This window comes from Arthrobacter sp. S2(2024) (assembly GCF_036662515.1).
GTDB lineage: Bacteria > Actinomycetota > Actinomycetes > Actinomycetales > Micrococcaceae > Arthrobacter.
In genome coordinates this window covers 252,320-265,800 of the sequence record NZ_JAYKZI010000004.1, presented here as the reverse complement: position 1 = coordinate 265,800, position 13,481 = coordinate 252,320, and the positions used below count along the sequence as shown (strand labels likewise).

The following is a 13,481-nucleotide window of genomic DNA, read 5'->3' as shown; positions in this document are numbered from 1 at the left end:
GGCCGCCGTCGCGCTTTCCCCACCCAACTAACTCGCATTTGTTGTCGTTATGAGGCGTCATAACGACAACAAATGCGAGTCAGTTGGGTCGGGCGGGTCCTAGGAGACCGGGGTGAGGCCGGTCCGGGCCATGGCCTCGGCGTAGGCGCCATGAATGAGGTCCAGGTACTCCTGCTGGCGCGTGGGGGAGCCGGCGAAGGAACGCCCACCGAGCGAGCGGACCTTGAATGTCTTGAAGCCGCGGCGGTGGATGCTCTGCGGAGCAGCCTTCATCAGCTGGTCTGCCAATCGATGGGCTTCATTGCCGTGGGCTACCAGCACGGACGTGCGCGGCACGATCGCCAGCAGGCGCAGGAGCGGTTTGAGGCCTTCGGTGATGTTGGCAGGAGTCAGCTTGCCCGGTTCGCCGTCGGGCTCGATCCACGGGTAGACGTTCCACGGCATCATGAGTTCGGGACGAAGGCCCAACTGCCACTGCATGCCCACCATGCGGGTGGTGGCATCCGCGTCACCCGGGACGATGAAGCCCGAGCCCTCCGTGGTGCGGGTGTTGGAGAAAAGGCTGATGATGCGGCACTCGTCAACGCTGTGGACGGGGTCCACGTAGAGGACTTCGCTGCCCGGCTTCTGTTCTTTGAGGGAATCGCAAAGCCCCGTGACCTCGGCGATGTGGGGTTCGAAACGTCGGTTCCAGAGCTGCTCTTCGCGTGTTTCAGTCGCCAGGTCTTGCATATGGGCTTGGGTCTCCTACGTGTAGCGAGGCGCACTTATCCGGCCGGGAGCGGTTTGCCGCGACCGGTCAGATTGGGTGCAGTGTTGGGGGCTGGTTAACTCTACCGGAACGGCGGTGAGCTGTGGGGTGAATCGGGACTTCTGTGGTGGGACTCTCGACGGCGGGAGCCGGCTTCCGGGCATGGACCGGGCCGTGCGCTAGGCCGTACGTTAACGGAAACGGCACCATCCCGATGCATTCGGGACGGTGCCGTTTCGGAAGTACCTTGCTACTGCTTGTTCTCGTTCTGGTCGTCGCTTTCCTTGGTCCGGGAGACCACGGTGCCGTTCGATTCGTTGAGGATAAGCTTCACGTCCCGCGCGTTGTCAAAGTTGAACATCGCGTTGATGGAGCCGGCCTTGGCGTCCGCCGAGGAGTCGCCGATCTGGCCGGTGTGCCAGTTGTCCTCGATGAAGCGAAGGATGGATGACTGGTCCGTCTGGGTGTGGTCCACGAAGTTCTTCTTCGCGAAGGGCGAGATCACCACGAGCGGCTGGCGGGGGCCGGGGCCGCAACGGTCCGCATAGCCTCCGGCCATCGGGACACCCTTGTTGTACGCGTTGAGGCACCATGCGGCGTCGTCAGTGGTGTTGGAGGAGTTCTTCACGCCAGCCGCGACGTGGTCGTACCAGCCATCGGAGTCATCGTAGGCGAGGACGATTGCGGTGTTTTCCCAGTTCTTCGAGTTCTGGATGGCGTTCACCTGCTGCGTGATGAACTTCTGCTCGTCCAGGGGATCGGAGTAGCCGGCGTGGCCGTCCTGGTAGTTACCCGCCTTCAGGAAGGAGACGGCAGGCATGTTGTCCGAGTTGACCACCTTCGCGAAGTCCGTGGTGTCGTACTGGTGGTTGGCCTGGCCGTTGTGTCCGATTTCGTCCACGCTGGCCGGAGCAAGGTGGTGGGGGTTGGACGTTGACTTGTAGTACTGGAACGGCTGGTGGTGCGGGTTGTAGTCAGTCACCGTGGCACCCGCGATGTTGGTGTGGGTGGTCATGCAGGCTGCCGGGGTGGTGTCCGTGGCCGGCGTCGTCGGGGCGAAGCCGCCCTGGAACCAGCCCCAGCTGACGCCCTTGTCGTTGAGCAGGTCGCCGATGTTCTTGCCCTGCATGCCGGCGAGATTGTTCTTGCTTGCGTGGCTCTTGTTGGAACAGTCGTCGTAGACCGGATCCGGGTCTTCCGTCATGGTGCCGACGCCGTTCGCGTCAGGGAACTTGACCGTGTAGTCGCTGGTTGCCGGTTTGACGGGCTGTCCGGCGGCGGTGAATTCGGTGACGCCGTGGGTCTGGCCGGACACGAGGTTGAGCGCGCCGGGGCTGGACGGGCCGAAAACGGTGCTGAAGTGTGAGTCGCTCATGGCGAAGTTCTGGGCGTAGTTCCAGATCCCGGTGACGGTGTTGCCGTCGTAGTAGTCCATGGTGAGCCCGGGACGCCCGAACTGGCCACCCGAACAGGTGTCCATACTCGTGTTCTCGACGAACTTGTTCATCAAGCCACCGTTGTAGGCCTTCTGCTCCGCGGTGTATTCGTGGTCCTGGTCGCACGTGATTGCCTGGCCCGGAGTCAGCCGCTGGGGCTGGACCGAGTTGGGATTGTTAGGTGCCAAGAGCTTGTCGTTGGCGAGGGTGGCGATGTTCTTCGGCGTGTTCTTGGCCGCCGTGAACGCGGGAGCCGCTGCGCCGCTGCCTTGCTGGGTTTCGCCTGCCGTGTTGGCTGCCTGCGGATACGTCGCGAAGTAGTGGTCGAAGGAGACGTTCTCGCCGAAAATTACGACGACGTGCTTGATAGGCGTCGCGGTGTCCTTGTGGTCGTTATTGGCCGAGGCCGGCGTCATGCCGAACCCGATCAGGCCGGCAGCGATCGTGGATGCTGCGAGTGCGCTCACTCCTGCCGTGGACAAGAGCCGCTTGTTGCGAAAATTCATCGATTTCCCTTCAGATTCACGGAAGTGCCCGCTGGGGGTGAGGATTCACAAAGAATGTAGCCGCTCGCCTGGGGCCCGAGGGCCGTTTTGGAGGCTCGAAGCGGACTGTTTGGGAAGAGTTCACATTCTGCTCACGGGGAACTTGGAGGGCGCCCTCCCTGTTTTCATGTCGCCTTCCGACCGTGTGACAACAGGTCCAAGAGCCGCATCGGCTAAACTTGGCTGGTAAGAGCCCCGGAACTCTTGCTGATCCCGCCGATGAACTTTTGCGAAAGTCTGCGGGCAGGACCGAAAGATTCGGGGCGTTCTCATGTACGGCGCTGAGCCTTGGTGATCCCGCCAGGACCGGCCCGAAAGAATGGGGGAGGATCCCATGCCAGCTATCGTGATCGTCGGAGCCCAATGGGGCGACGAAGGCAAAGGCAAAGCAACCGACCTGCTCGGTGGCCGCGTTGACTACGTGGTCAAGCCCAACGGCGGCAACAACGCCGGGCACACCGTTGTGGTGGGCGGTGAGAAGTATGAGCTCAAGCTCCTTCCTGCCGGCATTCTGAGCCCCAACGCGATTCCGATCATCGGCAACGGCTGCGTGGTGAACCTTGAAGCGCTGTTCCAGGAGATCGATGGCCTGGAAGCCCGCGGCGCCGACACCTCCCGATTGCGTGTCTCCGCGAATGCCCACCTCGTGGCGCCGTACCACCAGGTGTTGGACAAGGTCACGGAGCGCTTCCTCGGCAGCCGCGCCATCGGCACCACAGGCCGGGGCATTGGCCCGGCCTACATGGACAAGGTGGCCCGCCTGGGTATCCGCGTGCAGGATGTCTTCGACGAATCGATCCTCCGCCAGAAAGTGGAAGGCTCGCTGCGCCAAAAGAACGAGCTCCTGGTCAAGGTCTACAACCGCCGCAATGTGGTGGTGGACGAGATCGTGGATTACTTCCTGTCCTACGCCGAGCGCCTGCGGCCGCTGGTCATTGACAGCACGCTGGTCCTCAACAACGCACTGGATGAGGGCAAGGTGGTCCTCATGGAGGGCGGCCAGGCCACGTTCCTGGACGTCGACCACGGCACCTACCCGTTCGTGACGTCGTCCAACCCGACCGCCGGCGGCGCGTCCGTTGGCTCGGGCATCGGACCCACCCGCATCTCCCGCTCCATCGGCATCATCAAGGCCTACACCACCCGTGTCGGCGCCGGCCCGTTCCCCACGGAACTCTTCGACGAGATGGGCATGTACCTGCAGAAGACCGGCGGCGAGTTCGGCGTGAACACCGGCCGCCCACGCCGCTGCGGTTGGTACGACGCCGTCCTGGCCCGCCACGCATCCCGCGTCAACGGCTTCACGGACTACTTCGTCACCAAGCTGGACGTCCTGACCGGCATCGAGCAGATCCCGGTCTGCGTGGCCTACGACGTCGACGGCGTCCGCCACGACGAAATGCCCATGACCCAGACCGAATTCCACCACGCAGTGCCGATCTTCGAGTACTTCGACGGCTGGACCGAGGACATCACCGGCGCCAAGACGCTCGAAGACCTCCCCGAGAACGCCCGCCGGTACGTGCTGGCCCTCGAGAAGCTCTCCGGCACGCGCTTCTCCGCGATCGGCGTCGGCCCGGACCGGGACCAGACGATCGTGGTGCACGACCTCATCGAGGACTAGTCACCAAAGCTAAATCACGACGTCGGCGGGTCGCCCTTTCAGGGGTGGCCCGCCGTCGTGCGTTCCGCGCCAAAAGGCACACAAAACGCCGTCGGAAAAAACTTTTGGAATCCGCGTAACCCTTTGGGGTGCCCCGACGATTACCTCTTTGAAAGGCCGAGCTGAAATTTGTCCCCCATCATGTTTCAGCTCGGCCCTTTTCATGTCTGAAGGGGTTTCGTGGATGTGCAAAAAGTCCGGGAGAGGCAGGTCCCCGGAACCGAAGGCTGGTCCTTGGGCATAGCGGGAGCAGCGGTTAAGCTAGGTGAGGTTGCCCGGCCCTGCCGCGTTTGGGCGGCACCGAGGATCTCGCATGGATCCGGACATTCGCTCCCCAACGAAAGCCACGCTTCAGTGACCGACGCCTTGACCGATGCAGCATTGCTGGCCCTTCGCGGCCGCGAAGCTGAACTGTTCAGCGCCGTCTACCAGGCCTTTGCGGGCCAGGTGCTCGGTTACCTGACGGCGAAAGGTGTCTCGGATCCCGAAGCTGTCACACAAGACGTTTTTCTTGCCGTCCTGCCTCGCGTCGAGACGATCACGGGCGGCGTCAGCGGTCTGCGGACGTTCGTGTTCTCGGTGGCCCATGCGCGGATGGTGGATGACCACCGCCGTCAAAGCAGGGCACCTGAGCATCACGAGTTTGAACCTGAACGTGACACGCGCCAGTCGAGTTCGGCAGAAGCCGAAGCGATGAACCGCGTGGCGCCCGGGGAAGTCATGGCGCTGCTGGACCTCCTTGGGGAAGATCAGCGGGAAGTCCTGACCCTTCGTATTGTTGCCGGTCTGACCGTTGACCAAGCAGCCGAAATCATGGGGAAAAGCCAAGGCGCAGTCAAACAACTGCAGCGCCGGGCGTTGAATTCACTCCGCGAGCACTCGGTAGTAAAGGAATACGTGGCACCATGATGCGTTGGGATTGCAAGGACATTGACCGCGACGCGGTCATCCTCGAGCTCATGCTTGAGGCTGGCCTCACGGACGCCCCTGAAGTCACGGATTCGTTGAAGGCACTGGAATCGTTTGCCTCCATGCCGGCGCCTGTCCCCGGGCCCGCGCTCGCGGCGATGTTGGCTGGCTCGGCTGTGGGCGAGACTCTTCCCCTCGACGAGCTCGGCAAGCGGCGTCAGTTGCGCAAGCATCGCCCCGCCGTTATTGGTGCTGCGGTCCTGACCGCCATGGGCCTGGGTGTTGGTGGCGTTGCGGCCGCGAGCGGCGGATTCAGCAAGGGAACGCCGGAATTCATGCAGACGCTGATCTCCGGCTGGGCGCCCGCTTGGACCACAGCTCCGCCGTCGCTGGTACCTCCGGCCCCCGCCCAGGACTCCCCGAAGGTTACGACGCACCCGGCGCCCGTTGACCTGCCGCCGGCGGCCCCGGTGGCGGGCCCCTCGGCGGATCCCGTGGTCACTGCTCCAGCTGGTACTGGCGAGGCGGCGCACGAGCCGGAAGCACCGGCGGCCGGTCGGGCTCCGGCAAGCCAGCCAACGCAGGAGCAAGCCCCGAAGGCAGCCCACACCGAGCCTAAGAACGATTCTCAGGGAATCCTTCCGCAGCCCAAAACTGCCATCCCATCAGCCCCCACGGCGAAGGACCTCCAAAACGGAGTGCAGCAAGCAGTCGAGAACACCCAGGACGACGTGTCCCTGAAGCCTGCCGGGCCCTCGCTGCGTTGGCTCCTTGGACTGCTGTCCCGCTAGTAGGCTGAAGCTATGACACATGTCAACGATCCGGCAGTCATAGACCGGCTGATGCGAACAAAGGGCCGCTGGGCCATCGTGGGACTCAGCACGAATGAATGGCGCTCCGCGTTCGAAGTAGCCCTCTATATTCGCGACACCATGGGCATGGAGATCATCCCGATCAACCAAAAGGGCGAAGACGTCCACGGCGAAACCGGGTACAAATTCCTTGCGGACGTGCCCCTCGAGAAACAGCCCATCGACGTCGTCGATTGCTTTGTGAACTCCTCGCGCGTCGGCGCGGTCGTGGACGAAGCGATTGCCGTGGGAGCGAAAGCTGTGTGGCTCCAGCTCGGAGTCATTGACGAGGACGCAGCGGAGCGGGCCAAAGCTGCGGGCCTGGACGTCGTCATGAACGCTTGCCCGGCCCAGATGGGCTGGCGGAGCGGCATCTAGCCGTCGTTTTCTGTTAACCGGCCGCTGGTATGTTTTGGAGGCAATCACCCTTTCGAGACCAGGGAATCCCCATGTGTGACCACCATCCCTCCACCGCCAGCCGACGCACAGCGCTCGGTTTCCTCGGGGCTTCCCTCGTGGCCGGGCTGGGGGCTTGCGCGGTCCCGGGAAACCAGTCCGCGGAAAGCCCGACGGCGGCGCCCCGCACGGTAGGCCTCTCGCCGTCGTCGTCCGCAAGCGCCGCGATGAGTCCCACGCCAAGCCCTGCGGGTCCCGGGCGGCTCCGGAACCCCTTCACCCCCGACTTCACGCTGCCGCCAATCCAAGGCGGACTGGCTCCCGTGATCACCAAAATCCCCACCAAACATCCCGTGGTGTTCCTCACGATCGACGACGGACTGGTCAAGTCCCCGGAAAGCGTCCGGCTCCTCGCGGAGAACGGCTACCCGGCCACGCTCTTCCTGACGAGCAACACGGTCCGCGACAACCCCGCCTTCTTCAAGGCATTCATGGCGCAGGGGAGCCTGGTTGAAAACCACACGGTCAGCCACAACGTCAACATGACCACTCAATGGGGTTACCAGCGGCAGCTTGACGACATCGCAGGAATGCAGGATTTCGCCCTCCAGCAGTACGGCCGCAAGCCCACACTGTTCAGGCCTCCGGGGGGTGCCTATTCGACCGCCATGCGGCAAGCCGTGGCCGCCGCCGGCTTGAAGGCGATCGTTACGTGGGAGGCCAAGGCCAATGCCGGGCGGATGGACTACCAGTACGGCAATTCCCTCCGGCCCGGCGACATCGTCTTGATGCACTTCCGCCCCGAATTCGCGGCGGACTTCGAGGCCTTCCGCTCGGCGCAAGTGGCTGCCGGGCTGGAAGTGGTGCTCCTCGAGGACTTCCTGGACGTTGCGTGAGGCGATCGGTCCGCTAGTCTCGCTACATGGACGCTGCGACACTCCGCCAAATCTGCCTTGGCTTCCCCGGGAGCTATGAAGACTTCCCGTTCGGCCCGGAAACCTCGGTTTTCAAGGTCCGGGCCGCCGTATCCGGCGGATCCAAGCAGGAAGGCAAGATGTTCGCCGCATCCGCCATGGACGACCAGAACCTGGCAGTAAGCCTCAAATGCGATCCCGCCTTGGCCGTGCAACTCCGCTCGGCCCATCCGGAAATCACCGGTGCCTGGCACATGAACAAGACGCACTGGAACGGCGTGCGCCTGGATGGCGCGCTCCCTGACTCCATGGTCCGGGACATGGTGGAGGATTCCTATGACCTGGTGGTTTCCTCGTTGAGCCGCAAGCAGCAGGAGCAACTGGGCTGGGCCCGGCTCGCCAAGGACTGACACGCGGACCCCGCCTGCCGCTTCGGCTAGATTGTGAGTGGACTGCACCTTCCATCGCCTCGAAGCAATCAGGAGGAGCCAGATGCTGGAACAAAAGACCCTCGATGAGCTGTGGAATTTTGAGGACCCCGCGTTGTCGGAAGCCCGATTCCGCGAAGCCATGGCCGATCCCGCCTACGATCCCTTTGAACGGGCCGAGCTCGCCACCCAATTGGGCCGGGCAATCGGCCTGCAGGGCCGCTTCGAGGAGGCGGACGCCCTCCTGGACGGGATCGACGCCGAAGAGGAGCCCACCATTGCGGTGCGGATCCTCCTGGAGCGCGGCCGCCTGCTCAACTCCGCCGGCCACCCTGCCATGGCCGTTCCGCTCTTTGAGCAGGCCGCCGAGATGGGCGACCTCCTGGGCGAAGATTTCCTCGCTGTGGATGCACTTCATATGCTGGCTATCGCGGACTCCGGCCACCAGGAATCGTGGACGCGCAGCGCGCTTGAGTACGCGTCCGCCGTCGAGGATGCACGCACCAAACGGTGGATGGTTTCCCTGCACAACAACCTCGGTTGGGCGATGTACGACGACGGTCGCCGCACCGAGGCGATGGTGGAGTTCCAGCTCGCCGAGCAATGGGCTGAGCGGGTAGGAACCGAGCAACAGCAGCAATGGGCGCGCGAGGCTATCGCCCAGTGCGCAAAATCCCTGAATTTACGGGGCTAAAACACCCAAACGACCCCTCCGGACGGCAGAATCGTCAGATCACATTTTGACAAAAGTTGATTGAAACTGCCCTCAAATATTGCTTTTCAATCACTCGTGGTGAAGTATGTCACACGAAGGGCGCGTCGCAGCGGCGGTGCCCTGACCGATCGACTGCCGGCCGAGGCGCCGTCAGCGTGAGGTACTACGAGTCTCTGGAGGGTTTTAGGATGAACGTTCAGCAGCAGTCTTTTGCACGCCGCGGTTTCCTCCGCGGCGCGCTTGCCGCGGCCGTGCTTGTGCCGTTGGCCGGCTCGATGGCGTCCTGCGCGGGGGGTGGCGGCGGAGGAACAACTGGTCCAACGGGGACCGTTTCGGACACCAATCCCTTCGGCATGGCAGACAAGTCCACCGTTGACGCAGTGATCTTCAAGGGCGGGTACGGAATCGACTATGTCGACTTCGCGGGCAAGGGCTTCGAAAGCGCACATTCAGGTTCCACTGCCAAGATTTCCCCGTCCACGGACATCGCACAGGAACTGCAGCCACGATTCGTCGGAGGCAACCCGCCGGACCTGATCGACAACTCGGGTGCCAAGGCAATCGGCTTCAGCACCATCCTGGCCCAGCTTGAAGACCTCACCAGCGTGGTCAACGCCAAGAACCTCGAAGGCAAGGTCATCAAGGACACCCTCTACGGCGGAGTGCTCGCCCCGGGTACCTTCGAGGGCAAGCTGGCGGCCTTGAACTACGTCCTCACCGTCTACGCGATGTGGTATTCGGATGCCCTGCTCAAGGACAACGGCTGGTCCGTTCCCAAGACCTGGGATGAGATGTACGCGCTCGGCGAGCAAGCCAAGGCCAAGGGCAAATACCTGTTCGTCTGGGGCAAGGAAGCCGCCACGTACTACCAGGAAATGGCGATCGCCTCCGCTATCAAGGAGGGTGGCCACGACGTTCGCCTCGGCCTTGAAAACCTGAAGGCAGACTGCTGGTCCCACCCTGCACTCCAGAGCGTCTTCACCGCCCTGGAAAAGATCGTCAAGGCAGGCCACTTCAAGCCAGGTGGCTCGGGCACGCAGTTCACGGCAGCACAGGCACAGTGGAGCAACGCCCAGGAAGCAGTGTTCTACCCGTCCGGTTCGTGGATCGAAAACGAGATGAAGGACCAGACCAAGGCCGGCTTCAAGATGACCGGTGCGCCCGTCCCCTCGGTGACCACCAGCTCCAAACTGCCCTACGCGGCACTGCACAGCGCAGCGGGCGAGCCCTTCGTGGTTCCATCACAGGGCAAGAACGTTCCCGGCGGCAAGGAATTGCTCCGCGTCATGCTCTCCAAGGACGCTGCGACCAACTTCGCCAAGACCAAGCTGGCCCCCACCATCGTCAAGGACACCGTTCCCTCCGATGGCTTCGGCTCCACGGCACTCGTCTCCCAGACGAAGCTGCTCAGCGACGCGGGCGACAACATCTACACCTGGAACTTCATTGACCTTTACGGCACCAACAAGGACCAGCTGGTTGTGTGGAACACGTTCCTCGATGGAAAGTCCGATGTCGCCACACTGACGTCGGACCTGCAGAAGATCACCGACAAGGTCCGTAACGACAGCTCGGTCAAGAAGATTGAAGTGAAGTGACTTCAGTGAAAGCAAAAACCCTCCGGGTCGACGGCGGCGCGTCCGCCGTCGTCGTTCCGGATACCGCACCACCCGTCTACAAGAGGCGGCGCAAGCCCCTGACGTTCGACAAGGTCAGTTTCTTCGTGGTCTTCCTGGGCCTGCCTCTGGCGATCTACCTCCTCTTTGTGATTTGGCCTTTCATCCAGGCGTTCGGCTACTCCCTGACTGACTGGAGCGGTTTCTCACCCGACCAGAACTTCATCGGACTCGAGAATTACCGGAAGCTCTTCACGGATGACATCTTCATGAAGGCCATGGGGAACAACATCCTGCTGGTCATCTGCCTGCCCATCATCACCATCATCCTCAGCCTGGTGCTGGCAACCTTGGTGACAGTGGGCGGCAGCAGCAAGGGCCAGATCAAAGGCCTGCGCAACTCCAGCTTCTACCGGGTTGTCTCTTTCTTCCCCTACACGATTCCGGCGATCGCCATCGGCATCATGTGGGGCCAGATCTACGATCCTTCCGGGGGTCTGTTGAACGGCATCCTCACTTCCCTCGGCATGGACCAATTCAAGTCCTACGCGTGGCTTGGAGATAAGAACACCGCCATGATCGCCACGATGTTCGTGATCGTGTGGGGCTTCATCGGCTTCTACATGGTGCTCTTCGTGGCGGGTATCAAAGGTATCCCCGCCGAACTGTTCGAGGCCGCCCGGATTGACGGCGCGGGGCGCTTCCGCACTGCCGTGTCCATCACCATCCCGCTGATCCGGGACAACATCCAGACGGCGTACATTTACATGGGCATTTTGGCGCTGGATGCCTTCGTCTACATGGCCGCCCTGAACTCCGGCGGTGGTCCGGACAACTCCACCCTGGTGATGTCGCAGCAGCTCTTCTTCACCGCCTTCACGAAGGGCCAGTTCGGACTGGCCAGCGCCATGGGCGTTGTGCTGGCCGTAGCCACCCTGATCTTCTCCGGCCTCGTGTTCCTGGTCAACAGGCTCACTGGTGGCGACAAGGATGTGTCCCTCTGATGACTACCAAAATAGCCAGCCAGGAAATGAAGTCGCTGCACTTCAACCCGCGCAAACCGGCCACGACACCAGGGGACAAGGTGGTGGGCGCCGTTTCGCACACTGCCTTGACCATCTGGTCGCTGATCGTGATCCTGCCCTTGTTGTGGACTTTCATGTCCTCCTTCAAGACCTCCAGCGAGATCTTCGCTTCGCCGTTCGCCCTGCCCTCCCTGTGGCGCTTCGACAACTACGTCAAGGCCTGGACCGAGGCCGGCATCGGAAGCTACTTCCTCAACTCCGTGATTGTGGTGGGCTGCGCCCTGGTCATCGTCATGGTCCTCGGGGCCATGTGCGCCTACGTCCTGGCGCGCTATGTCTTCTTCGGTAGCAAGGCGATCTACTACCTCATGCTGGCCGGCCTCACGTTCCCGATCTTCCTCGCCATGGTGCCTTTGTTCTTCGTCATGAAGAGACTCGGCCTCCTCAACACCCTCCCGGGTTTGACCTTGGTGTACGTCGGCTTCGCGCTGCCGTTCACGGTCTTCTTCCTGTTTTCCTTCTTCAAGTCGCTCCCTCACGAAATCACGGAAGCGGCTGCCTTAGATGGAGCAGGCGAGTGGCGGACGTTCTTCCAGGTCATGCTGCCGATGGCCAAGCCGGGACTCGCTTCCGTGGCAATCTTCAACTTCCTGGGTTTGTGGAACCAGTTCCTGATTCCGGTGGCCATCAACGCGGCCGGGCCGCGCGTGCTGTCCCAAGGACTGGCCGCTTTCGCCGGCCAAATGGGTTATGCGGTGGACTTCGGCGCCTTGTTCGCAGCAGTCACCGTCACGGTGGTTCCGGTTCTGATCGTCTACGTCATCTTCCAGCGCCAGTTGCAGGGTTCGGTGTCGCAAGGCACGTCCAAGTAGCACAACCTGGCTAAAAAAGCGCCCGACGGCGGTTCCCACCTTTGGTGGGGGCCGCCGTCGGGCGTTTCTGCCCACCACCCGAAGGTTGGGCCCGCTTTCAGAGCCGCTGGTAACGGGAACGGAACAAGGAGTAGACGCCGTAGGCCATCAGTCCGAGGCTGACGAACCCGAGCACCCATCCGCCAAAGGGCTGTTTCAGGAAGGCCTTGAGTGCGGAGTCGAGGCCCCCTTGTTGGGAGGGGTCGTGCTCCGCCGTGGCAATCAGGATGAGCAAGCCGACTGCGCCAAGCGCCACCCCTTTTGCGCAATAGCCCACTACTCCAAGCACCGTGAACGCATCTCCCAAGGCTCCCGACGGTTTTCCCCTCAGGTTCTTTTCGTACCTGCGTGTGATCCCCAGGAAGACGTAGGTGCCGGCAGCCGCCAGCAACGCCACTCCGATGATCACCAAGAGGACAGTTCCCGGAGTGCTGGACATGAGGTCTGCACTGGTCGAGCGGGATTTCTCGCTGCTGCTGCTCGGACGGCTGAGCGCGAAGCTTCCGAAGGTCACCGCGGCAACAGCGAAGACGATCGCCTGCCCGGCTGCCTTGAGCCGATTCATCCAGGGCTTCGAGCTGCCACCCCCGCTCCACCCCATCACGGCGTCGCTCGCCATGTACAGCGCGAGGACACCGCAGGCCACTAGTCCCGCCCATAACAGGACGACGCCGCCAGGCGTGGCAGCCAGCTGGCCGACCGCACCGCTTTGGTCGGCTTGGCCGGATGCGCCCAGCGCGATCCCCAAGGCGATGATCCCGATCAGGAGGTGTATCAGCCCTAAGGCGACGAACCCGGCCCGTGCCACTACCCTGACGGTGCGTGAATCCTTCGCATCGTCTACGGCGTCTCCCACCGAATCGGCACCCCGGGATACTGCGTTGCCGGCCTTGTTCGTATGATCGTCCGCGCCCATGGAGCTCCTTTAGTCTGCCCTTATCTTGCCACCGTGGGCTCCGAAGCGGGAGGGCGCGCGGACTACTGGATACGATGGGCGCATGTGGATCGCGTGGATTGAGTTCGACATCCTCCTCGGCGAGGTGCACAGCCTGAAGGAGAAACGTTCCCTCGTGCGTCCGCTGATCGCCGAGTTGAAACGGCGTTTCGAAGTCTCTGCCGCCGAGACCGGGCATTTGGACCAGCATCGCCGCGTACTCATCGGCGCGGGGGCAGTGGCAGCAGACCGGGCGCATCTCGTCGAGGTGCTCGACGCCGTCGAACGCTTCGTTGCAGCACGCCCGGAACTGGAGCTCCTGAGCGCCCGACGCCGGGACCTCCACAGCGAAGACTGAAAACACAACGCGGGGTCACCTACGGCCCA

At 62.7% G+C, this 13,481-nt stretch carries 14 protein-coding genes; 11 read left to right on the top strand and 3 right to left on the bottom strand.

Annotated features, from left to right (window positions below; translation table 11 throughout):
• Positions 1–99: 99 nt before the first annotated feature.
• Positions 100–732, bottom strand: coding sequence for a hypothetical protein (locus VLA65_RS10670; protein WP_059388504.1), 633 nt, complete (start codon positions 730–732; stop codon positions 100–102).
• 269 nt (positions 733–1,001) lie between these two features.
• A complete protein-coding gene (locus VLA65_RS10665; RefSeq protein WP_332602482.1) occupies positions 1,002–2,693 on the bottom strand; it encodes a phospholipase C in 1,692 nt (563 codons plus the stop codon).
• Between the two features lie 373 nt (positions 2,694–3,066).
• Here VLA65_RS10665 and VLA65_RS10660 point away from each other — a divergent pair, with 373 nt between their 5' ends.
• The 10 genes from VLA65_RS10660 (at position 3,067) to VLA65_RS10615 (ending at position 12,121) form a co-directional block, all read left to right on the top strand.
• Positions 3,067–4,356 carry an adenylosuccinate synthase gene (locus VLA65_RS10660; RefSeq protein WP_284988628.1) on the top strand — a complete coding sequence of 430 codons (1,290 nt, stop codon included), beginning with the start codon at positions 3,067–3,069 and terminating at the stop codon, positions 4,354–4,356.
• Between the two features lie 393 nt (positions 4,357–4,749).
• The gene (locus VLA65_RS10655; protein ID WP_284988629.1) at positions 4,750–5,304 is read left to right on the top strand and encodes an RNA polymerase sigma factor; all 555 of its coding nucleotides are present in this window, start codon (positions 4,750–4,752) and stop codon (positions 5,302–5,304) included.
• A complete protein-coding gene (locus tag VLA65_RS10650; protein ID WP_332602481.1) occupies positions 5,301–6,095 on the top strand; it encodes a hypothetical protein in 795 nt (264 codons plus the stop codon). The genes VLA65_RS10655 and VLA65_RS10650 overlap by 4 nt, the downstream gene beginning before the upstream one ends.
• Before the next feature lie 12 nt (positions 6,096–6,107).
• Complete coding sequence (locus VLA65_RS10645) at positions 6,108–6,533, top strand: CoA-binding protein (RefSeq protein ID WP_284988631.1); 426 nt, start codon at positions 6,108–6,110, stop codon at positions 6,531–6,533.
• A 71-nt stretch (positions 6,534–6,604) separates the two neighbouring features.
• Positions 6,605–7,447, top strand: a complete 843-nt coding sequence (locus tag VLA65_RS10640; RefSeq protein WP_284988632.1) for a polysaccharide deacetylase family protein — start codon at positions 6,605–6,607, stop codon at positions 7,445–7,447.
• 26 nt (positions 7,448–7,473) lie between these two features.
• Complete coding sequence (locus tag VLA65_RS10635; RefSeq protein ID WP_284988633.1) at positions 7,474–7,875, top strand: MmcQ/YjbR family DNA-binding protein; 402 nt, start codon at positions 7,474–7,476, stop codon at positions 7,873–7,875.
• An 82-nt stretch (positions 7,876–7,957) separates the two neighbouring features.
• Positions 7,958–8,587, top strand: a complete 630-nt coding sequence (locus VLA65_RS10630; protein ID WP_284988634.1) for a hypothetical protein — start codon at positions 7,958–7,960, stop codon at positions 8,585–8,587.
• A gap of 209 nt (positions 8,588–8,796) precedes the next feature.
• Positions 8,797–10,206 carry an N-acetylglucosamine/diacetylchitobiose ABC transporter substrate-binding protein gene (gene ngcE / locus VLA65_RS10625; protein ID WP_284988635.1) on the top strand — a complete coding sequence of 470 codons (1,410 nt, stop codon included), beginning with the start codon at positions 8,797–8,799 and terminating at the stop codon, positions 10,204–10,206.
• Complete coding sequence (locus tag VLA65_RS10620; RefSeq protein WP_172465567.1) at positions 10,203–11,228, top strand: carbohydrate ABC transporter permease; 1,026 nt, start codon at positions 10,203–10,205, stop codon at positions 11,226–11,228. Before ngcE ends, VLA65_RS10620 begins: the two co-directional genes overlap by 4 nt.
• Positions 11,228–12,121, top strand: coding sequence for a carbohydrate ABC transporter permease (locus VLA65_RS10615; RefSeq protein ID WP_332602480.1), 894 nt, complete (start codon positions 11,228–11,230; stop codon positions 12,119–12,121). Before VLA65_RS10620 ends, VLA65_RS10615 begins: the two co-directional genes overlap by 1 nt.
• Positions 12,122–12,218: 97 nt before the next feature.
• Here the strand turns inward: VLA65_RS10615 and VLA65_RS10610 are convergent, their stop codons facing one another.
• Complete coding sequence (locus VLA65_RS10610; RefSeq protein ID WP_332602479.1) at positions 12,219–13,076, bottom strand: DUF1206 domain-containing protein; 858 nt, start codon at positions 13,074–13,076, stop codon at positions 12,219–12,221.
• 82 nt (positions 13,077–13,158) lie between these two features.
• On the opposite strand from VLA65_RS10610, the gene VLA65_RS10605 reads away from it, so the two are divergent.
• Positions 13,159–13,452 carry a DUF503 domain-containing protein gene (locus tag VLA65_RS10605; RefSeq protein WP_236814542.1) on the top strand — a complete coding sequence of 98 codons (294 nt, stop codon included), beginning with the start codon at positions 13,159–13,161 and terminating at the stop codon, positions 13,450–13,452.
• Positions 13,453–13,481: the final 29 nt, after the last annotated feature.

What these genes read in the sequence shown, in the direction of transcription:
- VLA65_RS10650 (WP_332602481.1), top strand. Translation starts at nt 5,301, where the DNA reads ATGATGCGTTGGGATTGCAAGGACATTGACCGCGACGCGGTCATCCTC.
- VLA65_RS10610 (WP_332602479.1), bottom strand. Translation starts at nt 13,076, where the DNA reads ATGGGCGCGGACGATCATACGAACAAGGCCGGCAACGCAGTATCCCGG.
- VLA65_RS10635 (WP_284988633.1), top strand. Translation starts at nt 7,474, where the DNA reads ATGGACGCTGCGACACTCCGCCAAATCTGCCTTGGCTTCCCCGGGAGC.
- VLA65_RS10645 (WP_284988631.1), top strand. Translation starts at nt 6,108, where the DNA reads ATGACACATGTCAACGATCCGGCAGTCATAGACCGGCTGATGCGAACA.
- VLA65_RS10660 (WP_284988628.1), top strand. Translation starts at nt 3,067, where the DNA reads ATGCCAGCTATCGTGATCGTCGGAGCCCAATGGGGCGACGAAGGCAAA.
- VLA65_RS10640 (WP_284988632.1), top strand. Translation starts at nt 6,605, where the DNA reads ATGTGTGACCACCATCCCTCCACCGCCAGCCGACGCACAGCGCTCGGT.
- ngcE (WP_284988635.1), top strand. Translation starts at nt 8,797, where the DNA reads ATGAACGTTCAGCAGCAGTCTTTTGCACGCCGCGGTTTCCTCCGCGGC.
- VLA65_RS10670 (WP_059388504.1), bottom strand. Translation starts at nt 732, where the DNA reads ATGCAAGACCTGGCGACTGAAACACGCGAAGAGCAGCTCTGGAACCGA.
- VLA65_RS10615 (WP_332602480.1), top strand. Translation starts at nt 11,228, where the DNA reads ATGACTACCAAAATAGCCAGCCAGGAAATGAAGTCGCTGCACTTCAAC.
- VLA65_RS10630 (WP_284988634.1), top strand. Translation starts at nt 7,958, where the DNA reads ATGCTGGAACAAAAGACCCTCGATGAGCTGTGGAATTTTGAGGACCCC.
- VLA65_RS10665 (WP_332602482.1), bottom strand. Translation starts at nt 2,693, where the DNA reads ATGAATTTTCGCAACAAGCGGCTCTTGTCCACGGCAGGAGTGAGCGCA.
- VLA65_RS10605 (WP_236814542.1), top strand. Translation starts at nt 13,159, where the DNA reads ATGTGGATCGCGTGGATTGAGTTCGACATCCTCCTCGGCGAGGTGCAC.